Raw genomic sequence first — 22,587 nt, forward strand, 5'->3', positions numbered from 1 at the left:
AGGAGTGGCGCCCGGTCAGGCGCCGAGGGCGCGCAGCACGTCGTGGCAGGCGCCCATGGTGTGGTAGTCGGTCTTGCCGGCGGGGCTCTTCTCGTCGCTGTAGGCACGGTTGTCCGGCGTGAGGATGCGGTACCAGGCGCCGTGCGTGTGGTCGATCATGTGCGCCCAGCTGTAGGCCCAGATGCGGTCGTACCACGCCCACCATTGCGGCTCGCCGGTACGCACCGCCAGCAGGGCGGCCGCCGCAAAGCTTTCGGCCTGCACCCAGAAGTACTTGTCGGCATCGCACACGCTGCCGTCGGGCGCGAAGCCGTACACGAGGCCGCCGTGGGTGCCGTCCCAGCCGTGCCGCATCGCGGTCTCGAAGAAGTGCCGGGCGCGTTGCAGCAGCCAGGCCGGGCGTTCCCCTTCGGGCAGGTGGGCTTCGAGCTGCAGCAGGAGCTTGGTCCATTCGGTCAGGTGGCCGGTCTGGAATCCCCAGGGGCGGAAGATGTTCGTCTTGTCGTGCCGGTTGTAGTCCCAGTCGACCTGCCAGTCCGGGCCGTAGTGTTCCCACACCAGCCCGTTGGCGAGCGCGGCCTGTCGGCCCGTGATGGCGTCGGCCAGCTGCAGGGCGCGGTCGAGGTAGGCCCGGTCGCCGGTGGCGTCGAACGCGGCCATCAAGGCCTCGCAGCCGTGCATGTTGGCGTTCTGCCCGCGGTAGGGGCTGAGCTCCCAGTCGGGGGTGGCCTCGTCGGCATAGAGGCCGGCACCGGGCTCCCAGAAGCGCTCGTTCATCAAGTCCCAGGCCTCGGTCAGGCCGTCGCCTGCCTCGGCGACGCCGGCCTTCAGGGCATGGGCGTGGGCCAGCACCACGAAGGCCTGGCCATAGCAATGCCGCGTGGCGTCCTGGACCGTGGATCGGCCCTCGTGCCAGTCGACCTGCCACGCGTAGCCGCCCTCCGGCTGGGCGTGTGCATCACGCAGGAAAGCCAGGCCGTGCCGCACGGCCGCGAGGTCGCTCGAACGGCCGAAGCGGCGTGCCGCCGTCGCGTGGTTGAAGACGAAGCGGCAGCTGCTGACGAGGTGGCGTGTCCGCCGGTCGTACACCGAGCCGTCGTCCTTGAAGAAGTGGAAGAAGCCGCCGCTCGGGTCGAGCGCCCGGCCCTCGTAGAAGGCGAGCGTCTGCTCGATGTGGGCAAGCAGGAAATCGGGGCTGCGGAAGTCAGGCATGGGCCGGCGAAGGTGCGACGAGGCTGCGTAGCATAGCGGCGCGCGATGACGGCACCAACTCCGTGAGTGCATGCTGCGCGGCGGTGCGCGATGCGGCGGAGCCGCCGGTCTCGCTCGTGCATGGGGCCGGTTCCAATGTTGGTTTCGGGCCGCCGAGGAGAGGACGCTGAATGCGGCGCGACCGGTGGGGGTGCGAGCGGGTGATGCGGCAAGAGATCAGGACGAGCTGACTTCATCCGGAGCGCCATGCGAACGGCGTTGTCAAGTGAACATTTCGCTGTCAGGGTGTCGGCGGGGCCTTCGACTGTCCACACGGCCCGTGGACAGACATGTGAACAACTTGGTGAAGAACCTCCACAGGCCGCGTCGGCATTGGGTTTGCGTTGGATTGCCCAAGGATGAGGCAGGCGGGGGAATTCCCTCAGGTACGGCGCAGTTCCACGATGGCCAGCCGGTCCGGACCGACCGCCTGGCGGGCCACATCGCACAGGTGGGCGTGGTGCGTGAACACGATGACCTGGCCGCCGCTTGCGAACTCGGCGAGGGCCTGGAGGATGTGCGTGGCCCGCCGGTCGTCGGAGGTCATCAGCACGTCGTCCAGGATGACCGGCAGGTCGATGCCGCGGGCGCGCTGCAGCTCCAGCGCGGCGAGCCGCAGGGCGAGGTAGAGCTGGTCGCGGGTGCCTTCGCTGAGGGCGTCCATCCCGACTGTCGCGCCGCTCGGTCGACGCGCCACGATCACCGTCGCGGCATCGGTATCGTCATGCTGCAGGCCGTCGAACTCGCCGCCGGTGAGGCGGGCGAAGTGACGCGAGGCAGAAGAGAGCATCGGCCCCTGCGATCGCTCCTTGAACCGGCGCACCGCCTCCTGCAGCAGGGCGTGGGCGAGCCGGCTCCGCCGCTGCAGCGGCAGGGCCTGGCGCACGCCGGCTTCGGCGCGTGCCATGGCATCCGCCGCGGCCGCGGCGGTGTCGGCCGCGTCGATGGCATCGAGCTCGCGTCTCGCCGCCTCGTCCTCGCGCCGGGCCTGCGCCATGCGTGCGTTGCTCTCCACCAAGGCCTGCTCCAGGCGCAGTTCCTCCGCGTTCAGGGCCTGCGCATCGCGGCCGTCAAGCGCCCGGGCCAGTTCGGTCGTGCTGCGCCGCGAGGCCTGGGCCAGCGCGCGGGCGGCCGCCGTAGCGTCACGCTCCGCCTCGCGCTTGCGGGCCGATCGTTCCTCGGCTTCCGGCAGGTCGGTGGCGCTGTCGACACCGGCGTCCCGGCACAGCCGCATCAGGGTGGCGCGGTGGCGGGCGGCTTTGGCGCGATGGGCGGTCACTGCGTCCTCGGCCCCGGCCAGGCGCTGAGCGGCCCGGTCGGCCGCGTCCTGCTGCGTCCGTGCGCGCGCGGCCCGCGCCGACCACAGCTCTGCGGCCAGCACCACGTCGGCGGGGGGCGGCTCGCCGAGCGCGGCGGCGATGCTTGCGGCCGCTGCGTCGTGCACGGCCAGCGCCGAGGCATGGCCCTGTGCCCGCAGGCGCGCCTGGTCCCGGGCGGCGGCCGCGGCGGCGAGGCGGTCGAACTCGGCAAGTCGGGCGCGGGCCACCGCGAGCGATGCGTCGCCGGCCAGCCGAAGGACATCCGCTTCTGCCGCGAATGCGGCGCGCGCGTCGGCGAACGCGGCTTCCAGCTCCCGGGCGCGGCTCGCGTGCTGCTCGGCGAGTCGCTGCAGTTGCTGCGCCTGGCCGGCGGCGTGGTTGCGGGCTGCGGCCAGCGCTTCCACCTGCACCAGGTCCTGCTCGGCCAGCGCGCGCAGGCGCCCGAGCGACGCGGTCCCGTCCACCGGCGACAGGCCGAGCTGTTCGAGCGCGTCGCGCAGTTGTTGAACGAGCCGTTCGGCCAGTCCTTCGAGCGCCTCGGCCTCGGCGTGGTGTGCGGTCTGGTCGTCAAGCGCCTGCAGGGCCGCAGCAAGCCGCAGCTGCCAGTCCCGCAGCACCGCCGCCGAGTGGTGTGGCAGGCCAGCCGCGCCCAGCCGCTCGGCCCACCGGGCGTCGGCGGCCATGGCCGCGGCCTCGATGCGGACGAGTTCCCCCTCGCGCCGTGCCAGTTCGGCCTCCAGCGCAGCGGCCTGCTGGCGGGCGGCCGCGAGGCGCGCCACGCGCTCGCTGTCGCGCGAGACCTGGTCGGCGAGCTGGTCCGCCCGCTGCACGGTGAGTTCATAGGAGGCGGACTGCGCCGCGCCGTCCGCGGGCATCGGTGCCGTCCCGAGAAGCGGGCCCCGCAGGGCGTGCCACTCGGCGTCGCGCCGCAGCCGCGCGCCTTGCACATCCTCGTGGCTCGGCACCGGGCCCTGGGCGAGCAGGGTGTCGATGGCGCGCCGGGCCTCGTCCTGGGCATGGCGCGTGTCGGCGATGCGCTGCTGTTGTTGCGCACGCTGGGCGGCCAGGTCGGCGGACAGGCGCTGTGCCTCGTCGATCTCGGCGGCCAGCAAGGGGCGCGCACGTTGCGCGGCGGCCGCATCGGGAAGGCCGACCGCATCGAGCCGGCTGCGCACCAGCCGAGCGTCGGCGGCCATGGCCGCCGGCCACTGAGCCAGGCGCTGCAGGTCCGGCTCATGCCGGGACACGTCGGCCAGCGCCGCGCGCACCGCCGACTGGTAATGCGGCTCGGGCAGCGGGCGCAGCTCCGACAGCGCGGAGGCACCGGCCTCGGGCGCCTGCTCGCGGTGCTGGGCCAGGGCGCGCCCGGCCTCGTCGAGCGCGGCCATCGCTTCCTCGAGCCGCGCCCGAACGGCGGGGCCGGGCGCCTGACGATGCAGGGTGTCGGGGTCCATGCCGGGTGCCAACGCGGCGGCGACCGACGCGAGTTCATGCGCCGCGCGCGCCTCGTCCGCGGTGGCCGTGGCCTGCTGCGCCAGCAGCTGCGCGAGGGTGGCGGAGGAGGCGTTCAGCCGCGCGATCGCCGGCGCGACGGCCAGCGCCGCGGTGTCGAGTGCGGTGCCGGCCAGCGTGCCGCGGTGCATGGCGGCGGCGTCTTCGGCGGAGCGGATGTCGGCCTCCGCTTCCGTCAGACCGGCTTGCGCCGCGGACCGTTCGGCCGCCGCGTTCTCGGCGAGCAGCGGGATGTCGACCAGGCTCGCCAGCACGCCGTTCGCGTGGACGAGGGTGGCCAGCAGCGGCGCCACCGCGATGAGCTCGCGCGCGGCAAGGTGCTCGGCCGCGATGCGGGCATGCGCGGCTTCGGCGGCAGCGAGCGCCTCGTGCGCGAGCTGGCTTGCCCGGTGCACGGCCTCCCATTTCACGGGCCGAACCAGCGCGTCGCGATGCCGCTCGGCCTGCAGCTTGTATTCGGCCAACCCCTGGTTGATGCGCGCGTTGCGGCCGGCCGCCGAGGGCAGATAGAAGCGGCGCGCCGTGGCGTCCAGTTCGGTCAGCATGCGCGACACGTCCGCCACACCGGCACTCGCCTCGAACAGGGCAGCACCGATCTCGCCTTCGCCCCGAGCGAGTGCGGCGCCCCCGGCGCGCAGGGTCGCGTGGTCCAGCCCGAAGAGGGTCTGGTAGTCCGCCTCCGACAGCCCCGCATGCAGTGCCTGCAGCAGTGGCGCGGGCACGGCGTCCGGGCGTTCCGCCCCTGGCGCGCCGGGATCGAAGAAGCGCAGGGTCTGGCCGCTGCCCTTGCGCCGCATCAGGGCGTGGCGCTGGCCGGCAGCATCGAGGAGAACGCCGCCCACCCGCAGGTGGGCGTAGTCGTGCAGGAAGTTGTCGGTGGTGCGGACGGGCACCCCGAAGCGCAACGCCTTCATGGCCCGCATGGCGGACGACTTGCCGGCTTCGTTCAGGCCATGGACCAGCACGAGCCGCTGGTCCGCGTTGCCGAGCGGCAGCACCTGATCGGTGAACGGGCCGAAGGCCTTGAGGTGCAGTTCGACGAGCCTCATTGCGGGCTCCCCGTGCCGGAGGCAGGCGCCAGGCGTGACAGCACGGTGGCTTCGGCCTCCACCAGCAGCTGGCGCAGGGCATCGGCATCGAGCCGGTCGACCGCCAGGTCGGCCAGGCCGGGCGGCAGGGCGGGCAAGCGGTCCAGGCGCTCGCGGCCCCACGCCTGCAGCGCCGCGTCGTCCGCCAGCAGTTCGTCGACCAGGCGCACCACGTCGCCCAGTGCGTCCGCGCGGTCGGCCAGGGCCGCGCGGTCGACGGGCGAGCGCAGCCGAACCTGCACCGACTCGATCCAGACGTCGGACACATCGACCTCGTGCGCCGCCGCCTGCACGGCGGCGGCGAGCGAGCCGGGTTCCCGCGCCTCGATGGCGTGCAGTGGCGATGCGCCCACCAGCGTGACGCGCAGCGCATGCAGCCGGTCGGCGCCGCGGACCAGCACGGTGCGACAGGCGTCATGGAAGGCGCGCGCCATTGCATCGATGTCGTTCACGCCGGACACATCCAGCGTCAGGGCGTGCCAGCGCACCACGTCGAGTGCGACGGCCTCCGCCGCCGTGATGCGCCCGCCTTCGACGGTGACCAGCTCGCAGCCCTTGGGGCCGGTCTCGCCGGCGTGCCGGCCCTGCAGGTTGCCGGGGTAGACGATGCGCGGGCCGCTTTCCTTCACCACCTCCCGGACATGCACGTGGCCGAGCGCGAAGTAGTCGTAGCCGCGCGAGGCGAGGGTGGGCACGTCGGTCGGGGCATACGGGTCATGGCCCTCACGACCCGTCAGGCTCGTGTGCAGCATCCCGATGTTGAAGCGGCCTGCCAGCGCCTCGCGATAGGAAGGAACCAGGTCCTCGGTGACCACCCGCTCGGGAAAGCTGCGGCCGTGCACGGCCACGCCGAGCTCCGGCAGGTCGATCGTCTCGGCCGCGCGTGCGCTGAACACGTGGAGGCCTTCGAGCGCGGGCAGCCGGCGGGTGATCTGGCCTTCGGCGTCGTGGTTGCCCTTGACCGCGAACACCCGGATGCCGGCCCTCGTGAGCCGCACCATCTGCTCGCGAAAGAAGAGGGCCGCGCGGAAGTCGCCCAGGTCACGGTCGTGGATGTCGCCGGCCAGCAGCACCAGGTCCACCTGCTCACGCAGGGCCAGGTCCACCATCGCCATCAAGGCGCGTCGGGTGGCGCCGCGCAGCAGGTCGACGGGAGCGCCTTCGTAGGTGTCGAGCCCGCGCAGGGGGCTGTCGATGTGCAGGTCGGCGGCGTGGATGAACTTCACGGGGGCAAATGGCGGTGGCGGACCGCATAGTCTGGCCCATTTTCAGGGTGGGCCAGGCTTCGGCCGCCCGTCATCGCTTGCAGGCACACTGCGGGGCGGCCGAGTTCTCGGCCGCTCGACAATGCCGCCCGCAGGAGAACCCTTGATCTCGCCCGACCGCCCCGCGCCCGCCGCCGTCACCTTTGCCGAAGCCTTCCGCTTCTGGCTCAAGCTCGGCTTCATCAGCTTCGGCGGCCCCGCCGGGCAGATCGCGATCATGCATGCCGAACTCGTGGAACGCCGGCGGTGGATCAGCGAGCGGCGGTTCCTCCACGCCCTCAACTACTGCATGGTGCTCCCGGGCCCGGAGGCCCAGCAGCTGGCCACCTACATCGGCTGGCTCATGCACCGCACCTGGGGCGGCATCGTGGCGGGCGCGCTCTTCGTGCTGCCCTCGCTCGTGATCCTCATCGGCCTGTCATGGGTGTACCTCCGCTTCGGCCACCAGCCGCTGGTGGCGGCGGTCTTCTACGGCATCAAGCCCGCGGTGACGGCACTGGTGTTGCATGCAGCGCACCGCATCGGCTCGCGCGCGCTGCGCAACCGGTGGATGGGCCTGATCGCCGTGCTCTCCTTCGTGGCCTTGGCCGTGTTCGACGTGCCGTTCCCGGTCATCGTGCTGGCCGCCGGCCTCGTAGGGTTCATCGGCTCGCGCGATGCCCCCGCGGTGTTCGCCCCCGCCGGCGCCGCCTCGACCGCGGTCGCCGGCCACGGTGCCGCCCTGATCGACGACGACACGCCCACGCCGCCGCACGCGCGCTTCTCGCGAAGCCGCCTGGCGATCGTCGTCGGCACGGGGCTGGTGTTGTGGGCCCTGGCCATGGCGGGCCTGGTCTGGGCACAGGGTGCCGACGGACCGTTCGCGCGCATGGGGCTGTTCTTCACCAAGGCGGCGTTGCTGACCTTCGGCGGCGCCTATGCGGTGCTGCCCTATGTCTACCAAGGCGCGGTGGAGCGTTACCAGTGGCTGACGGCCGGCCAGATGATCGACGGCCTGGCGCTGGGCGAGACGACGCCGGGCCCCCTCATCATGGTGGTCGCCTTCGTCGCCTTCGTGGGCGGGTGGACGCTGCAGGTGTTCGGGCCCGATGCGCTGCTGCTTGCCGGCACGGCCGCCGCCGTCGTGGTCACCTTCTTCACCTTCCTGCCGTCGTTCGTCTTCATCCTGGCCGGTGGCCCGCTGGTGGAAGCAACGCACGGGCGGATCGGGTTCACCGCGCCGCTGTCGGCCATTACGGCAGCGGTGGTCGGCGTCATCGTGAACCTGGCCCTGTTCTTCGCCTACCACGTGCTGTGGCCCGAAGGTTTCGACGGCCGCTTCGACGTGCCGTCGGCCTTGATTGCCGTTGGGGCGCTGGTGGCCCTGTTCCGCTTCAAGGTGGGCGTGATGCCGCTGTTGTTCGGTTGTGCGCTGGCCGGGCTGGTTGTGCACGCGTTGCGGTGACGTCGAACGCTCGAACCTCCTCCCGTCCGCCAGCGGAGCAGGCCGCGCCGACGGCGGCGGAATCGGGTTCAGCGGTGTCGGACGTGCCGCGGCCTCTGGTGAATGGAGGTCGCGCTGACGATCGACGCGATCAGGCGGCCAGCGATCGCTGACGTCGCCGTGATGCAGCGCCCACGATGCCGGCGCCCGCAAGCAGCATGAGCCAGGTCTCCGGCTCCGGAATGGGCGGCGACAGGTCGACGTAGGTGCCGGCGTTGAGGCGGCCGAGCAGCGTGGCATCGCTGTTGTTGGTGATGGTCATCGACATCAGGCCATCTGCACGCATGGTGTAGGCGATGTCGGCAAAGATCGAGTTGCCGCCCCAGACGGAGGCGCCGATGATGGTCCGGGCCCGGCCGAGCAGGTCGCCGAACGTCATCGAGGAGGTGGTCATCCCGTCGCCACCCCCGTTCTGCACCCGGGTGCCGCCTTGCAGCGGCGTGTCGTCGCCCGTGATGGACACCGTGGCGAAGCCGCTGAAGGTGAAGGACGCATAGGGATCGAGCGAGAACCCGCGCGCCCAGCTGGCCTCGGTGGTCGCCTTGGCGTACAGGTCGGTCAGCGAGACGCGGGCGCCCATGCCCGTCCCGAACACGTGGGCGGCCGAGTCGGTGTGCGAGCCGCTGGCGCAGCCGGTCACCGGGAGCCCGCAGCCGAAGGCGAACGTGCCCCCGAACGAGTGAGGGCCGAGCCCGCCGCGGTCGCGGTTCTCGTCGTACGCGAACGCACCCCAGTTCGGCGTGACGCTGCCATCCGGCGCGGTCGTGAACGAAGCGACGTCGGTTGTCAGCGTGCGCGCATGAGGGATGCCCTGGTCGCCCCAGGCGCCGGTGAACACGCGGTCGCCGTCGAAGATGGGGTTGCCTGTTTTCAAACCGCCGAAGATCCCCGGGGACAGCGCGAAAGTGGCTTGGTAGTTGGCCGGCAGACCGGCCAGGGCGGGACTGCTGGCCGACGCGATGAGGACCACCGCGAAACCGTGGCGAAGAATCGAATGCATGGCCTCTCCCCTTGTGAGCGTGGCCGCGCCACGCCTTGGCTGAAAGAACCATCGTAGGAGCAGGAGCCGCCTTTCCTTCATCCCCGATATGCGGGTATCGAAGGCTTGTTGAGGCCAATGGCCTTCATATGGCGTGTCTTGACTGGCTGGCTCGCCCGAGACCCGGTCATGGCGCCCCGACGTCTGCGATGCAGGCCTTCTGCTGGTTCACGGCGGGCGTCTTCGCGGCCGTCGACGGTGACGAAGACGCGCACGGCGTTGCGTCACGCAAGGCACGGCCCGGCATGCGCCGGCGTGCCGGCGGCGCGCCGCCAGGTCAGGCAGAGGCGGCCGGTTTCGAGCCGGTGGTGAAGGGCAGCAGCGCCCGTGCGGCGTCGATGCGAAGCGCCATGTCCACGGTCGGGTTGTTCATGACCTGCAGCAGGAAGGCGTGCGGATCCAGCGCTTCGACCACCACCGCAGCCTGCCGAGGCGCAGCGGTTTGGTCAGGACGCGGTGCCGGCGAGGGGGCCGTCGCGCGGTCGAGGGTCTCGCGGGCGGCTGCCAATTCGGCCGGCGTGATGCTCCGCAGCCGGCTGAGAAGCTCCGCCTGGCCCTCCGGACTCGGGGGGATGTCGAGCCAGGGCGTGTCCGCGAAGACCGGTGCCAGGTCGGGGGCAACGAACGCCGACCAGTTGCCGGTCGCCTCCTGTTCGGCCGGCACCCGAGGTGCTTGCAGTGACGACGACGGGTCTGCATCGGCGGCGGGGAAGCAGCGGACCCGCCGGTCCGGCGCATCCGCCATGAAACGGCCGCGCAGGGCTTGCAGCACGGCATGCGCTTCCGGGGCGGGCAGCGGCTCGGCGAGGGAGAACCAGAGTTGCAGCCCGTCGGTCCCCGACACCGCGATGGCCGGTGCTGGCCAGCCGAGTTCGGACTGCACCCCGCGCCACACGGGACCGATGAGCGTCCAGTCGGCCGGGCGGGCCAGCTCCAGCACCAGGGCACGAACCTGTCCGGCGGTGTCGGTCGAGCGGACCGGTGCTGCGGCGCCATCGGCCGTGGCGGGAGTGGAAAGGTAGAGGCGCTGCAGTTCGGCGTGGAGGCGGGACATTGGCGAGGGGCGGTGGGGGCGGGACGGTGGACGGACGGCGGGGCCGCCCAGCGGGCGGTGCACCGACTGTACTTGAGCGCGCTCTGCCCCCGTGTGAGCCCTGATGGCATGTCGGGTGTCATGCCATCTTTCACTTTGTCGACTGATGGCGCCCATCAGCCGCTGTCCGCAGCCCCCCGCGGCTGGCCCAGCGCAGGTACCTGTCAGCGGCGCGGTGCCGGGGGACGGCCGCGGATCGGCCTCGGCCCGTGGCGGGCGCGCGCGACCGCTCAGACCGCTGCAGGCCGCGGGCGTCGCACCGCGCGCACCTTGCCACTGCGGCCGCCGCCACAGTAGAAGCGCTGCTGACCGTCGGATTCGAGGCCGCTCACGCCGACCCCCTCGGGCATCTGCAGGCGCTCGAGCACGTCCCCGGAGCGCGGGTCGACGCGGCGCAGATCGCTCTCGTCGCCTTCCCAGGTGCCGTGCCACAGCTCGCCATCGACCCAGGTCACGCCGGTGACGAAGCGGTTCGAGTCGATGGTGCGCAACACGGCACCCGTGGTCGGATCGATCTGATGGATCTTGCGGTCGCGGTACTGGCCGACCCACAAGCTGCCCTCGGCCCATGCCATTCCGGAGTCGTTGCCCTTGCCCGGCGCCGGGATGGAGGCCACGCAGGCGCCCGTCACCGGATCGAGCTTGTCGATGCGCGCTTCGGTCAGCTGGTAGAGGTGGGTGCCGTCGAAGGCGGTGCCGGCATCGCACCCGTGGTCGAGCGTGCGCGTCGGCGCGCCGGTGGCCGGGTCGAAGGCGACCAGGCGCTCGCCGGTGGCGGCCCAGACATGCCGGCCGTCGTGGGTGACGCCGTTGACGGTGTCGGCGCCGCCGAAGGGACCGTACTCCTGCAGGATCTCGGCGGTCTGGACGGGGGCGCTGCGCTTCTTTTTGTCGAGGGTGGTGGACATCACGGGCTCCTGTTGGGCGCGCTGTCATTCAGCGCGTGAGTGCACTCTACTCAGCAGCCAGCGAGGCAGGGAGTAACAAGATCGTCGTGAATCCGCCGAGGGGTGGTGCGAGCCAGCGTTGCGCTCGTCCCCGCCCGATGGACCGCGCCCGGCCCGCCGCCTCCAGCTCCGCGAGCGAGCGCTGCACCGTGCGCTGGCTGTCGCCAAGGGCCAGCGCCAGCGACGAGGTGGACCAGGCGGCGCCATCGGCGAGCAGTGCGGCCAGTGCGCCATGGTCGCCTTCGACGGGTGGCGCGAGCAGCGTGACGGGGCCGCCGTCGCAGGCCCGCAGCGCGAAGCCGCCGGGTGTGGCGTCGACCACGGCCAAGCCGGCCAGCACACGGCGCAGGCGGCCGACCTCCACCCGCAGGCGGGCCCGATGCGTTTCGTCCGGCTGACGGGTTCGGAAGACCGTGGCGATCAACTGCTCCCGCGTGGCCGCGCCCGGCCAGGCCTCGGCGAGACAGCGGGCCAGTGTGAACAGAATGGGGCGCCGATTCAGCGGCCGCCCATCGCCCCCGGCACGGACGCCACGACGGCACGCGTCGACGATCAGCGTGCCGGACGCCATCAGCGATGCCACTTCCTGAAGGCGCAGCAGGCGTTCGCCCTGTGGTGAGCGCTGGCGGGCGGCAGGGCGCTCGAGCGGCCGGCCGGCATCCTCCACCTCGGCTTCGAGGGCGGTCACGCCCGACCGACGCGCGGCCTCACCCGCCACGGCGAGCGCGGCGGATGCAGCGGTCGTGTCGAGGGAGCGCAGCGCCAGTTCGGCGCGCGCCAGCGCCGCCACGGCCGCCAGGGCCGGCGGCAGCGGCTGGGCGTCCAGCGACCGCAACCGGTTCTCGGCGTCGGCCAATCGGCCCAGCAGCAGTGCGCGCCGAACGCCGATGAGTTCGGCCAGAGAGGCGTTCGCGACGTCGCCTCGCAAGGCCAGCGTGCGGGTCGCCGCCGCCAGGGCGCGGGCGGACCCCTCCAGGTCCCGCACCGCCAGCGCCACTTCGGCTTCAGCTACCACGCACCGGGCGCGGGCCAGCGCCTCGTGGGCGCCGAAGGCGCGGCCGGCCCGGCGCAGCAGGTCACGCGCCCGCCCATGCTCGCCGAGCTGTGCCATGGCGATGCCGCGCAGGGCGAGTGCCGCGGCGTCTTCACGCAGGGCCACGCGATTGAGGGCGCCCAGCATGTCGCCGGAAGCAAGGGCGCGGGCGGCCGCGGTGATGAGGGAATCCATGGCGTGCTGGGGAATGTGGTCGGCAGAGAGACGGACGCGTGTGGCCTTGCAGCGGGCCGGGACGGGCACACGGCCCAGCCGGGTTGTACACCCGGCGAGCCGTTGCAACGACGTCTGCGCCCCCGCTCAGGACCACGAGTCGGGGTCGGAGCGATTCGCGGTGCCATCCGTCTTCGCCGAGTCGTCTCAAGGTTCGTCGCACGGATTCGTCTGCAACCCGACGAGAACGGCACGGGTTCCGTACGAGCGCTTCTGCTTCTCTCTGCAGCCGGCACCCGCAGGGTAACGCGGGATCCATGTCAGGACGGTGAGCCGCCGTTCGCTAGCCCCTGCTGGCGTCCCCGGATCGCGTGGCCTGACACGATGCGGCTTGCCGCCTCATCGCGGTGCGCCATCCCGGCGCCGCGACAACACCGTCCAGGAGAAGCCCATGACCGCCAGCCTGACACCCGCCCGCGAACTTGCCGCCCTCGCTCGCACCCCGTTCCCGGGCGCCTCGCCGGCGTACGAGGCGGCGCGCCGCGAGTTGCTGGCCGAGGAGATCGAGTTCAGGCGCCACATGACGAGGCTGGTGGCACAGCGTCAGGCCTTGCCGCCCGGGCCGGTGATCGACAAGGACTACCGGTTCAAGGACCGGGAGGGCCGGGACCTCGGGCTTGCGGATCTCTTCGGCGACAAGTCCACGCTGGTCACCTACTTCTGGATGTACGGCCCGGAGCGGGAACGGCCCTGTCCGATGTGCACGAACTGGTTGGGCGCCGTCGAGGGCAATGGCGCCGACATTTCGCAGCGGGTGTCGCTGCGGATCCTCGGTCGGTCCCCGGTCGAGCGCCAATATGCCTTTGCCACCGAACGCGGCTGGCGTGACCTGACGTTCGTGCAGACGGTGGGTGACGACTACGCAGCCGACCTCGGCTTGCTCACGCCGCAGGGCGAGTTTCCGGCCCTCACCGTGTACCAACGCGATGCCGACGGGCGGGTGCGCCTGTTCTGGGCCAGCGAGATGACGGACAAGATGGCCGACCCGGGGCAGGATCCGCGGGACGCACCTGACATCGCGTCGCTGTGGTCCATCCTCGACCTGACGCCGGACGGGCGCGGCACGGACTGGTACCCCAAGCTGTCGTACTGAACGCCGTGAAGGCCGCGTGCGGCGTGCAAGCCCGGCCCGGCCGGGCCTGACGGCCTCACTGCACGTTCAGGATCTTCATCGCCTTCGCAAGCGTGTCGACCGATTCCTGGTGCTTGCCCGCCTGGTGAAAGGCCTCGCCGTCGGCGCGCAGCTTCTTCACCTCGGTCATCTGGGCGGCCGTGAGGTTCGGATTCTTGGCCAGCGCCTCATCGATCTTCTTCATGTCGGCAGGGCAGTGGAAGGCCCAGGCCGCACCCGATACCAGCAGGGCCGCGGTGGCGGCGAGTGAACGCAGCGTCATGCTCATCTCCGGTCGATCGTTGGCCGATGGGGGCCAGCACCCGGAGCGCAGTCTAGACCTCCGCGGCGCGGCCGTCGCTACCCGCGGTGGTGCCAAGGGTATCGGCAGGCGACCCGGCGTGCAGGTCGTCATCCAGTCCTGAACGGCACACATCCCGGATCACGCCGCGCAACCAGCGGTGTGCCTGGTCGCCCTCCATCCGGGGGTGCCACAACAGGCTCAGCGTGAACGGTCGCGCCTCGACAGGCAGGGAAAGGGTGCACAGGCCGTCGCGCAGCGCAGCCGTGTGGCGCTCGGGGACGCTGGCCACCAGGTCGGTCGCGCGCGCGAGAGACAGGGCGCTCGCGAAGCTGTCGACGGTGCAGGCGACGCGGCGTGCCAGGCCCAGCGCCTCCAGCGCTTCATCGAGGCCGCCGCGTTGCCCTTCGCGCGCCCGGCGCACGACGTGCACGTGCCGGGCAGATGCATACGCCTCGGGCGTGAGCGGCGCGCGTGCCAACGGATGGTCCGGCCGGACCACCACGACGAAGCGGTCCCGGAACAGCGCCTGGGTGCGCAGTTCCGGCCCCGACGTGGCGGTCACGATGCCGGTCTCGAAGTCGACGCCGCCTTCGCGCAGCGGCGCACTGTCCTTGTCGGGCTTGTGGAGGAAGCGCAGGCGCAGGCCGGGCGCCTCGTCGTCGAGCCGGGCAAGCAGCGCCGGCCCGAAGGTTTCCACAAAGCCTTCCCGGCTGCGCAGCGCGAACGTCCGGTCGATCTGCCGTGGGTCGAGCGGACGGGACGGACGAAGCACCGCCCCGGCGCCCTCCACCAGGCGCGCCACCTCGTCGCGCAGTTCGAGCGCGCGCGGCGTGGGCACCAGGTCGCGGCCCGCGCGCACGAGCAGCGGGTCGCCGGTGGTCACGCGCAAGCGCGCCAGCGCCCGGCTCATGGCGGAGGGGCTGAGTTGCAGTCGTCGGGCGGCGCCCGCGACGCTGCCCTCGGCCAGCAGCACGTCGAGCGTCACGAGCAGGTTCAGGTCGGGCAGGGACATCCGCGCACGATAGCAAGCGAAACCAGGCCGCGTTCGGGGCACAGGCCCTGTTGGCATGGCGTTGCACGCAATGAGTGCGTGTGCGCCGCGCGCCTTCCGCCGCGGGGGGACGGCGCCTACGCTTCCTGGAGTCCGTTCGCGCCTGCACCTGGAGCCCGCATGACCACACCACCCCTACCTGCCGCGCCACCCCTACCTGCCGCACCGCCAACCAGCGGGCGATCGACGTCGCCGCCGCCCCTGCGCGGGCCGTCCTCCACCGGCGCGGTCGCGGCGCTGTCCTTGTGCATGCTGCTGTCGGCCCTGGGCATCAGCATCGCCAACGTGGGCCTGCCGGCGATCGCGCAGGGGTTCGGCGCGTCGTTCCAGGCCGTGCAGTGGGTGGTGATCGCGTACCTGCTCGCGCTCACCGCATTGATGGTGGGTGCGGGTCGGTTGGGCGATGCGATCGGTCGACGCCGCCTGCTCTGTGGAGGTATCGCCCTCTTCACCGCCGCGGCCGCGGCCGGCGCATTGGCGCCAACGTTGTGGGTCCTTGTCGGCGCCCGGGCGCTGCAGGGTGCCGGGGCGGCCGCGATGATGGCCCTCACGCTCGCCATGGTGGCCGATGCGGTGCCGCGAACCAAGGCCGGCGCGGCCATGGGATGGCTGGGCAGCGCCTCGGCCGTCGGCACCGCCCTCGGCCCGGCCGTCGGGGGGCTGCTTCTCCAGACTTCCGGATGGCGGGCCCTGTTTCTGGCGACGCTGCCGCTGGGTGGCGTGGCCGTCGTCCTGTTGCGTCGCTTCCTGCCCGCCGACGCCGCGAGCCGTCAGGTGGTGCGTGACCGCTTGAACCTGCCCGGCATCGCCTTGCTGGCCTTGACGCTCGCCGCGCTGTCCTTGGCCCTCACGCCCTCGGCCGGCGCGGCGGGGCTGCGCGAAGCGGCGCTGGTGCTGCTTGCCGGTGCCGGCCTCGCCCTGTTCCTTCGGTTCGACGCGCGGGCCCGGGCGCCACTGCTCGACGCTTCGCTGTGGCGCCAGGACGGCCTGCGCGGCGGCCTCGCGATGAACACGCTCGTCTCCATGGTGATGATGGCCACGCTGGTGGTCGGACCGTTCCACCTGGCCGGACCCCTTGCCCTGGCACCGGGCCTCGTCGGGCTGGTGCTGGCCACCGGGCCGGCGGTGGCCGCCCTGACTGGCCTGCCCGCCGGTCGCCTGGTCGACCGGTGGGGCACGCGGCGCGTCATGCAAACCGCCCTGGGTGCGATGGCCGTCGGCTGCGCGCTGCTCGCGGGGCTGCCCCTGACCCTGGGCATCGCGGGCTACGTGCTGCCGCTCGCCCTGCTCACGGGGGGCTACGCCCTGTTCCAGGCGGCCAACAACACCGCCGTGATGCGCGACGTCGAGCCGGGGCGCCGCGGCCTGGTCTCGGGCGTGCTGGGCCTCTCGCGCAATCTCGGGTTCATCATCGGCGCGGCGGCCATGGGGACGCTGTACGTCTGGGGTGAGGCCGCAGCGATGGGCGCCGGCCTGCGGGCCACGTTCCTGGCCGGCGCCGGGCTGGCGACATTGGCCCTCGGGATCGGTTCGTGTGCCGCAAGGGGCCCGAGCCGATCCCTGGCAACTCAACCCGCCGAGACCTTGACCACGCGCTTGCCGAAGTTCTGACCGTCCAGCACGCCGGCGAGCGCAGCGGGTGCGTTTTCCAGCCCGTCCACCCGATCCTCGCGCAGCGTGATCTTCCCCTCGGCCAACCATTGCTGCATCTCGTCGCGGAAGCGATCAAAGCGTTCGCCGTAGTGGTCGAGGATGATGAAGCCCTGCATGCGGATGCGCTTCTGAAGCAGGGTGGCGAGCACGGCGGGCAGGCGGTCCGGTCCTGCCGCGCCGGGGTCGTTGTAGTGGGCGATGAAGCCGCACACCGGCACGCGCGCGCCGATGTTCAGCAGCGGCAGCACGGCATCGAAGACCTCGCCCCCTACGTTCTCGAAGTAGACGTCGATGCCGTCCGGGCAGGCGGCGGCGAGTCGGCCCGCGAGGTCGGGCGCGTGCCGGTCGATGCAGGCGTCGAACCCGAGTGCTTCCACGGCATGCCGGCACTTGTCCGGGCCGCCTGCGATGCCCACGACGCGGGCGCCTCGCAGGCGTGCGATCTGGCCGACGATGGCGCCCACCGCACCCGTGGCCGCTGCGACGACCACGGTCTCGCCCGGCCGCGGCTGGCCGATGTCCAGCAGGCCGACATGGGCGGTAAAGCCCGGCATGCCGAGGCCACCCAGCGCATGCGAGGGTTCTCGCATGTCGCCCAGGGCGAGGAGGTCGCTGCCGTCCGACAGCGCGTAGTCCTGCCAGCCGGCGTTCGCCAGCACGAGCTCGCCCTCGATGAACCGGGGGTGCCTGGACTCGACGACGCGGCTCACCGTGCCGCCCACCATGGGCTCGCCGAGGGCCACGGAGGGCGCATAGCCCGGCCCCGTCTCGTCCATCAGATTGCGCATGTAGGGGTCGATCGACAGGTACAGGGAGCGCAGAAGCACCTGGCCCTCTTCGGGCTGTGGAACCGCTGTCGCCTCGAGGCGGAAGTTCTCGGGTGACGGCCGACCGCGGGGACGGGAAGCGAGGACGATGCGGCGGTTCACGGTCGACGGGTGGGCATGCATGGTGGCTCCAGGTGCGTGACGAAAAGGGCGAGGCGGAAAGTCGGGCGGCGCCGGGCTCAGGCCGTGACCGGGCGAGGCCCGTGGCGAAGCGTGAGGGCGGTGCCGAGCGTCAGGGTGACCACGGCGAAGGCCGGTCCGCCGAGCGCGCCCATGTGATCGACGAGCAACCCGCCCCCCACGGCCCCGCTCGCGATGGCGATCTGGAACGCCGCCACCAGCAGGCCGCCGGCCCCTTCGGCCTGGTCCGGCGCGGCTCGCACGATCCACGTCTGGAAGCCCACGGGAAACGCCCCGAACGCGAAGCCCCACAGCGGCACGGCGATCGCGGTCACCAGTGGGAAGCGACCCCCGAGCAGCAAGGTGGCGGCCAGCAGCGCGATCAGCGCGCCGCCGAGGACGATGGCCTGCCGCTCGCTTCGCCCGGCCACCCAGCCGCCGGCGAAGTTGCCGAAGAAGCCGCCGATGCCATAGGCCAGCAGCACCGCCGAGATGGCGGGCACCGACAACCGGGTGATGTCTTCCATCAACGGCCGGATGTACGTGAAGCCGGCGAAGTGCCCGGAGATGACGAGCAGCACCGCGAGCAAGGCGACCCGGACCGGCGGGCGCGTCAGGAGTTGCGCGAGCACGCGCAGATCGGGCCGGCTGACCGGGGGCAGGGAGGGCAGCGTTCCCAGCTGCACCGCCAGCGTGACCAGGCTGACCGCGCCGGCCGCCACGAAGGCACTGCGCCATCCCCACAGTTCGCCCATCCAGGCACCGAGCGGTGCGGCGCAGACGGTCGCAACGGACACGCCGGTCAGGATGAAGGACATGGCGCGTGCGAAGAGATGTTCGGGAACCAGCCGCATCGCGAGCGCCGCGGACATGGACCAGAAGCCCCCGAGCGCGACGCCCAGCAGCACGCGTGCGGCGAGCAGCACCGCCATGCTGCTCGCGGTAGCAGCCAGCAGGTTCGACAGCACGAGCAGGGCGGTGAGGCCGAACATCACGTGGCGGCGATCGAGGCTGCGGGTGAGCAGCGGCACGGTTGGCGCGGCCACCGCGCCCACCAGCGCAGTGGCGGTGACCGTCTGACCGGCGGCGCCGGCGCTGACGCCGAGGTCGGCCGCCATGGGTGTCAGCAGGCTGACCGGCAAGAACTCTGCGGTGACGAGGCCGAAGACGCCGAGGCCGAGCGACGCGACGGCGGGCCAGCGCGCCGGGGCGGTGGTGTGGGGGGCGGTGCCCGTCGCGGTCGTCGCGGCCGCGCCGGCGGGCGCGACCTCCGACGGTGCGACGGCGGCCGGGCAGCAGGTGGATGGAGAGGTCATGGGCTGTCGCAAGGGGTTGAACACTGGCGACCAGCTTAGGATTAAGATCCCGGCGTTTCCATGCCGGAAGAGCCGAAATGCTTGACGATTCCTCCGCTGAATTGAGTTTGCCTGCCCGGGCCGCTGCGGCCACTGCCGCGCGTCCCACGGCGCCCGACCCGGTCGTTCGGTCCAAGGCAGCGCGCGCCCGGCGACCCTCCGCGCGGGGGCCCATGCCGACGCCCGAGCCGCACGCGGCGTCCACCGCAGCACAGTCCCCCGCCGCCCTGCGCGACCTCCTGAGCAGCCTGCTCGTCGGCCTGCGCCTCGATGGCGTGGAGTACGGCCGATGCGTGCAGCACGGGCCCTGGGCCGTGACCTTTCCCGCCCAGCGTTCGGCACGCTTCCATTTCGTGGCCAGCGGCGGCTGCTGGCTGCGCACCCGGACGTCCGACTGGCTGCAGTTGCGGGCAGGCGACGCGGTGCTCATTCCCCGCGGCAGCTTCCACGTGCTGGCCAGCGCGCCCGACGTGCCGGCGATCGACATCGACACCCTGTCGCGGGTGCCCGTCTCGGAGAACGTGTACGTCGTGGCCGGCAACGCGCCACCGGAGGGGCAGGCCGCCTCGGCACCCGAGGTGCTGTTTTGCGGCGCGCTGCGCTTCAACCTCGACCCGCTGCACCCGCTGATGATGATGATGCCGGAGGTGATGCGCGCCGGTGAACTGGCGCGGCGCGACCCCACCGTGCCGGCCTTGCTCGAGGCCATGGAGCGCGAAGTCGCGCTCGACCGCGTCGGCGCCTGCGGCATCGTCGCGCGGCTGGCCGATGCGGTGGCGGCCAGCATCATCCGCGCCTGGGTGGAATGTGGCTGCAGCAACGACTCGAGCGGCTGGATTGCCGCCGTGCGCTGCCCGAAGATCGGCCGCGTCATCGCCGCCATCCACGCCGACCCGGAGCGCGACTGGACCGTGCCCGCGCTCGCCGAGCTGATGGGCGCCTCCCGCTCCAGCTTCGCCGAGGCCTTCACCCGCACGGTCGGCGACAGCCCGGCCAAGTATGTCGCCAAGGTGAAGATGTTCCAGGCGCGCCGCTGGATCGCCCAGGAGGGCATGCGCATCGCCGTGGCCGCCGAGCGCCTCGGCTACGACTCCGAAGCCTCCTTCAGCCGCGCCTTCAAGCGCATCATCGGCCACCCGCCGAGCGCGGCGCGGGGCGACCCGGGGCAGGCGTGCGAAGCGGCGCCCGCCGGGCGGCTGACCATGGCGTGATTTCCGCGCGAGGAGGACGAATCACCGCGGCCCCGGTTAGCATGGCGGGCTTCGTCGCTGCCTGCCTGCCGCCATGGATTCCCGCCCCGCCGCCGTGCCCGCTCTCATTCGCCGAGCCGTTGCAGATGACGTCGAGGCGCTGGCCGCCATCACGTCGCATGCGGACGTGTTCCCGCACCTCCTGCAAATGCCGCATGGGGATGCGGCGCAGTGGCGACAGCGTCTGTCCGACACGTTCGGCCCGTCGAGCGGCAACCTGCTGCTGGTGGCAGTGGTGGACGGTCGGGCGGTCGGAGCCGTGGACCTGCACCCCGCGCATCCGTCACCGCGGCGGCGGCATGCCATGGGCCTGGGGATGTACGTGCATCCCGAGGCGCAGGGGCGCGGCGTGGGAACGCAACTCCTGCAGGCCGTTTGCGACTACGCCGACCGATGGGTGGGCGTGAGCCGCCTGGAACTGAACGTGTACACCGACAACCTCGTAGCGCAACGGCTGTACCGTCGGTTCGGCTTCATCGACGAAGGCGTTCAGCGCGCCTACGCGCTGCGGGACGGCCGGTACGTCGACAGCCTGCGCATGGCGCGCCTGCACGCGACGCCGCCGTTGGCCGCATGAGGCGCGGCAGGGGGCCGTCATCCCGCTCACGGCGCGAGCCTTCGGTGCACCGGCCGCGTCGGTCTCACCTTCCAACGGCGTACGTTGCCGGGTGAACCTACCGCGCTGCCGGAAGCTCAACGCCCACTGAACCTGGCCTGCCGCTTCTCCACGAACGAGCGCACGCCTTCGGCCCAATCCTCGCTGGCGAAGATGCGCTTGCTGATGGCGGGGAAGTCCGCCACGGCCGCGGCAGGTCCTTCTTCCACCGCCTTGATGGCGTTGAGGCGGGTGGCGGTGACGGCGAGCGGTGCTTGCGCGGCGATGCGTTCGGCGATGGCGAGGGCCTCGTCGAGCACCTGGGCATTCGGCACGAGCTTCTGCACGAAGTTGAGCCGGTAGGCGGTGGGGGCGTCGAACTCGTCGCCGGTGAGCAGGTACAGCATCGCGTTGCCGAGGCCGGCGCGTTCGGACATGCGCAAGGTGGCGCCACCGCCCGGCATGAGTCCGCGCTGAACCTCCTTCTGACTGAAGCGGCAATCCTCGCCCGCCACCACGATGTCGGCGCCCAGCATGAGCTCGATCCCGACGGTGAAGCAGACGCCCTTGACCGCCGCGATCACGGGCTTGGTGCGGCGCCGGTAGCCGGGCTTTCCGAAGTCGTGCGGCTCGACGAGGCCCTCGGGGATGAGGCGCTCGCCGCGTTCGAGGTGGGCCTGCACCGAGGGCATGTCGAGGCCGGCGGTGAAGTGGTCGCCGAAGGCATGCAGCACGCCGACGCGCAGGGCGGGTTCGTCGTCCAGCCGGGTGTAGGCCTCGCCGAGCTGTCGGAACATCTCGGGCGTCCAACCGTTCCGCTTGGCGGGACGATTGATGCCGATGAGCAGCACATGGCCGATGACCTGGGTCTCGATGCAGCCGTGATCGGGTGCGGGCGTGGTGACGTTGAGTTGCATGGGGCGCACGGTGGTTAGGGGAAACCCAGGGCGCAACGCGCCGGAGTCGCGAGATGGTCGGCCATCTCCGGCTTCTGCGCTGCAACGCGCGTGACAGCGCCTCGCGCTGCCGGGGGCTAACCTCGCAGGTCTGCCGCCGGCTGCACGCCAGCGAGCGCATTCCAAGAAAGAGACGCACCGATGAGCCTCGCCTTTCCCGAGACGCCCGATGCCGCCCTGTGCGGCGTGTTGCGCAAGCCGCGCCAGATGCTGGCCGAGCAGACCTATGACGGCCACCTCTCGATCCACGACGACAAGATGGCCGAGGACCTCGGCTTGCGAGCCGGGCCCATCGAGGGCCCGACGCACTTCAGCCAGTTCGATCCCTTGCTGACCCAGCTGTTCGGTCAGGCCTGGTTCGAGACCGGTTGCATCAGCGCGCACTACCAGAACATGGTGGTGGAGGGCGAGGAGGTGCGCGCCTTCGTGCAGCCGCCCAAGGACGGTGAACGCGTCGTGCGCATCTGGGCCGAGAAGCGCGACGGCACGCCGGTGCTCACCGGCACGGCCTCGGTGGGCGACGTGCCCGACAGCGCCCACGAGATCCCGCAGCGCATCGCCCGGCTGCGCCCGGCGACCGGCCTTGTCATCAACCGCGACCTGAAGGTGGGTCAGCGCGGGGCAGCGGCCGAGACGATCGCCATGGGCTTCGACCAGCACATGGGAGACCACTATCCGTTCACGCTCGCGTCGAAGCTCAAGGTCATCACCGAGCCGTCGCCCTGGTACACGCCCGAAGGTGGGCCGGCGTCGCCATGGAGCCGGGCCATCATCCCGATCGAGATGATCAGCGTGCTGCTGGGCAGCAGCGTCAACCGCGCCGGCCTGCGGGGTCGCGGTCCGGCGGTCGGGCTCTTCGCGGGCCAGCAGATCCGCCTTGTGCGCGGGCCGCTCTTCGTGGGCCAGGCCTATGACCTGGAGCGCGAGATCATCGCCCTGAGCGAAAGCGCCCGTACGGAATCGGTGTGGATGCGCACGCAGGTGTTCGAGGCCGGCACGCGCACGCTCGTGGCCGAGATGATCCTGAACGGCGCCACGCTGAAGGCGTCGTATGCGAACTACGAGGCCGAGGCGCGTGCCCTGGGCCTCACCGCCTGAAGC

General features: G+C 71.8%; 18 protein-coding genes. 6 read left to right on the forward strand and 12 right to left on the reverse strand.

What is annotated here, in order from left to right:
• Positions 1-15 precede the first annotated feature (15 nt).
• The 3 genes from ACSQ2F_RS04010 to ACSQ2F_RS04020 form a co-directional block, all read right to left on the reverse strand.
• Positions 16-1,284: an AGE family epimerase/isomerase gene (locus ACSQ2F_RS04010; protein ID WP_436020012.1), complete on the reverse strand. Its 1,269-nt coding sequence runs from the start codon at positions 1,282-1,284 to the stop codon at positions 16-18.
• Between the two features lie 349 nt (positions 1,285-1,633).
• Positions 1,634-5,131: an AAA family ATPase gene (locus ACSQ2F_RS04015; RefSeq protein WP_436020014.1), complete on the reverse strand. Its 3,498-nt coding sequence runs from the start codon at positions 5,129-5,131 to the stop codon at positions 1,634-1,636.
• Positions 5,128-6,396 (reverse strand): metallophosphoesterase family protein, encoded by a 1,269-nt coding sequence (locus ACSQ2F_RS04020; protein WP_436020016.1) that lies wholly within the window; start codon positions 6,394-6,396, stop codon positions 5,128-5,130. The genes ACSQ2F_RS04015 and ACSQ2F_RS04020 overlap by 4 nt, the downstream gene beginning before the upstream one ends.
• A 142-nt stretch (positions 6,397-6,538) precedes the next feature.
• Between ACSQ2F_RS04020 and chrA the strand changes: the two genes are divergently transcribed.
• Positions 6,539-7,879, forward strand: coding sequence for a chromate efflux transporter (chrA, locus tag ACSQ2F_RS04025; protein WP_436020018.1), 1,341 nt, complete (start codon positions 6,539-6,541; stop codon positions 7,877-7,879).
• 130 nt (positions 7,880-8,009) lie between these two features.
• Here the strand turns inward: chrA and ACSQ2F_RS04030 are convergent, their stop codons facing one another.
• From ACSQ2F_RS04030 to ACSQ2F_RS04045, 4 genes are all read right to left on the reverse strand, one after another.
• Positions 8,010-8,918, reverse strand: a complete 909-nt coding sequence (locus tag ACSQ2F_RS04030; protein WP_436020020.1) for a PEP-CTERM sorting domain-containing protein — start codon at positions 8,916-8,918, stop codon at positions 8,010-8,012.
• A gap of 316 nt (positions 8,919-9,234) precedes the next feature.
• Positions 9,235-10,011, reverse strand: coding sequence for a hypothetical protein (locus ACSQ2F_RS04035; protein WP_436020022.1), 777 nt, complete (start codon positions 10,009-10,011; stop codon positions 9,235-9,237).
• Positions 10,012-10,280: 269 nt separating this feature from the next.
• A complete protein-coding gene (locus tag ACSQ2F_RS04040; protein WP_436020024.1) occupies positions 10,281-10,958 on the reverse strand; it encodes a hypothetical protein in 678 nt (225 codons plus the stop codon).
• A gap of 46 nt (positions 10,959-11,004) precedes the next feature.
• The gene (locus tag ACSQ2F_RS04045; RefSeq protein ID WP_436020026.1) at positions 11,005-12,225 is read right to left on the reverse strand and encodes a helix-turn-helix domain-containing protein; all 1,221 of its coding nucleotides are present in this window, start codon (positions 12,223-12,225) and stop codon (positions 11,005-11,007) included.
• A 430-nt stretch (positions 12,226-12,655) separates the two neighbouring features.
• Between ACSQ2F_RS04045 and ACSQ2F_RS04050 the strand changes: the two genes are divergently transcribed.
• Positions 12,656-13,357, forward strand: coding sequence for a DUF899 family protein (locus tag ACSQ2F_RS04050; RefSeq protein ID WP_436020028.1), 702 nt, complete (start codon positions 12,656-12,658; stop codon positions 13,355-13,357).
• Between the two features lie 55 nt (positions 13,358-13,412).
• On the opposite strand, the gene ACSQ2F_RS04055 is transcribed toward ACSQ2F_RS04050, so the two are convergent.
• Both ACSQ2F_RS04055 and ACSQ2F_RS04060 read right to left on the reverse strand, forming a co-directional pair.
• Positions 13,413-13,658, reverse strand: coding sequence for a hypothetical protein (locus tag ACSQ2F_RS04055; protein ID WP_436020030.1), 246 nt, complete (start codon positions 13,656-13,658; stop codon positions 13,413-13,415).
• 52 nt (positions 13,659-13,710) lie between these two features.
• Complete coding sequence (locus ACSQ2F_RS04060; protein WP_436020032.1) at positions 13,711-14,691, reverse strand: LysR family transcriptional regulator; 981 nt, start codon at positions 14,689-14,691, stop codon at positions 13,711-13,713.
• 159 nt (positions 14,692-14,850) lie between these two features.
• Between ACSQ2F_RS04060 and ACSQ2F_RS04065 the strand changes: the two genes are divergently transcribed.
• A complete protein-coding gene (locus ACSQ2F_RS04065; RefSeq protein WP_436020034.1) occupies positions 14,851-16,341 on the forward strand; it encodes an MFS transporter in 1,491 nt (496 codons plus the stop codon).
• Here the strand turns inward: ACSQ2F_RS04065 and ACSQ2F_RS04070 are convergent.
• Positions 16,299-17,333 (reverse strand): NADP-dependent oxidoreductase, encoded by a 1,035-nt coding sequence (locus tag ACSQ2F_RS04070; protein WP_436020036.1) that lies wholly within the window; start codon positions 17,331-17,333, stop codon positions 16,299-16,301. The two genes, ACSQ2F_RS04065 and ACSQ2F_RS04070, sit on opposite strands and share 43 nt — an antisense overlap.
• 56 nt (positions 17,334-17,389) lie before the next feature.
• A complete protein-coding gene (locus ACSQ2F_RS04075; RefSeq protein ID WP_436020038.1) occupies positions 17,390-18,646 on the reverse strand; it encodes an MFS transporter in 1,257 nt (418 codons plus the stop codon).
• Between the two features lie 212 nt (positions 18,647-18,858).
• Here ACSQ2F_RS04075 and ACSQ2F_RS04080 point away from each other — a divergent pair, with 212 nt between their 5' ends.
• Both ACSQ2F_RS04080 and ACSQ2F_RS04085 read left to right on the forward strand, forming a co-directional pair.
• Entirely contained in the window at positions 18,859-19,896 is a 1,038-nt protein-coding gene (locus ACSQ2F_RS04080) for an AraC family transcriptional regulator (protein WP_436020040.1), read from the forward strand.
• A gap of 73 nt (positions 19,897-19,969) precedes the next feature.
• The gene (locus ACSQ2F_RS04085) at positions 19,970-20,512 is read left to right on the forward strand and encodes a GNAT family N-acetyltransferase (protein ID WP_436020042.1); all 543 of its coding nucleotides are present in this window, start codon (positions 19,970-19,972) and stop codon (positions 20,510-20,512) included.
• 116 nt (positions 20,513-20,628) lie between these two features.
• On the opposite strand, the gene ACSQ2F_RS04090 is transcribed toward ACSQ2F_RS04085, so the two are convergent.
• On the reverse strand, positions 20,629-21,447 hold the full coding sequence (locus ACSQ2F_RS04090; protein WP_436020044.1) for a crotonase/enoyl-CoA hydratase family protein: 819 nt from the start codon (positions 21,445-21,447) through the stop codon (positions 20,629-20,631).
• A 180-nt stretch (positions 21,448-21,627) separates the two neighbouring features.
• On the opposite strand from ACSQ2F_RS04090, the gene ACSQ2F_RS04095 reads away from it, so the two are divergent.
• A complete protein-coding gene (locus ACSQ2F_RS04095; RefSeq protein ID WP_436020046.1) occupies positions 21,628-22,584 on the forward strand; it encodes a hypothetical protein in 957 nt (318 codons plus the stop codon).
• The last annotated feature ends 3 nt before the right edge of the window (positions 22,585-22,587 follow it).

Source organism: Rhizobacter sp. LjRoot28, from assembly GCF_964253025.1.
Taxonomy (GTDB): domain Bacteria; phylum Pseudomonadota; class Gammaproteobacteria; order Burkholderiales; family Burkholderiaceae_C; genus Rhizobacter.

Coding starts and splice junctions, on each gene's coding strand:
- ACSQ2F_RS04010 (WP_436020012.1), bottom strand. CDS start 1,284: ATGCACTCACGGAGTTGGTGCCGTCATCGCGCGCCGCTATGCTACGCA.
- ACSQ2F_RS04015 (WP_436020014.1), bottom strand. CDS start 5,131: ATGAGGCTCGTCGAACTGCACCTCAAGGCCTTCGGCCCGTTCACCGAT.
- ACSQ2F_RS04030 (WP_436020020.1), bottom strand. CDS start 8,918: ATGCATTCGATTCTTCGCCACGGTTTCGCGGTGGTCCTCATCGCGTCG.
- ACSQ2F_RS04035 (WP_436020022.1), bottom strand. CDS start 10,011: ATGTCCCGCCTCCACGCCGAACTGCAGCGCCTCTACCTTTCCACTCCC.
- ACSQ2F_RS04040 (WP_436020024.1), bottom strand. CDS start 10,958: ATGTCCACCACCCTCGACAAAAAGAAGCGCAGCGCCCCCGTCCAGACC.
- ACSQ2F_RS04045 (WP_436020026.1), bottom strand. CDS start 12,225: ATGGATTCCCTCATCACCGCGGCCGCCCGCGCCCTTGCTTCCGGCGAC.
- ACSQ2F_RS04050 (WP_436020028.1), top strand. CDS start 12,656: ATGACCGCCAGCCTGACACCCGCCCGCGAACTTGCCGCCCTCGCTCGC.
- ACSQ2F_RS04055 (WP_436020030.1), bottom strand. CDS start 13,658: ATGACGCTGCGTTCACTCGCCGCCACCGCGGCCCTGCTGGTATCGGGT.
- ACSQ2F_RS04060 (WP_436020032.1), bottom strand. CDS start 14,691: ATGTCCCTGCCCGACCTGAACCTGCTCGTGACGCTCGACGTGCTGCTG.
- ACSQ2F_RS04065 (WP_436020034.1), top strand. CDS start 14,851: ATGACCACACCACCCCTACCTGCCGCGCCACCCCTACCTGCCGCACCG.
- ACSQ2F_RS04070 (WP_436020036.1), bottom strand. CDS start 17,333: ATGCATGCCCACCCGTCGACCGTGAACCGCCGCATCGTCCTCGCTTCC.
- ACSQ2F_RS04075 (WP_436020038.1), bottom strand. CDS start 18,646: ATGACCTCTCCATCCACCTGCTGCCCGGCCGCCGTCGCACCGTCGGAG.
- ACSQ2F_RS04080 (WP_436020040.1), top strand. CDS start 18,859: ATGCCGACGCCCGAGCCGCACGCGGCGTCCACCGCAGCACAGTCCCCC.
- ACSQ2F_RS04085 (WP_436020042.1), top strand. CDS start 19,970: ATGGATTCCCGCCCCGCCGCCGTGCCCGCTCTCATTCGCCGAGCCGTT.
- ACSQ2F_RS04090 (WP_436020044.1), bottom strand. CDS start 21,447: ATGCAACTCAACGTCACCACGCCCGCACCCGATCACGGCTGCATCGAG.
- ACSQ2F_RS04095 (WP_436020046.1), top strand. CDS start 21,628: ATGAGCCTCGCCTTTCCCGAGACGCCCGATGCCGCCCTGTGCGGCGTG.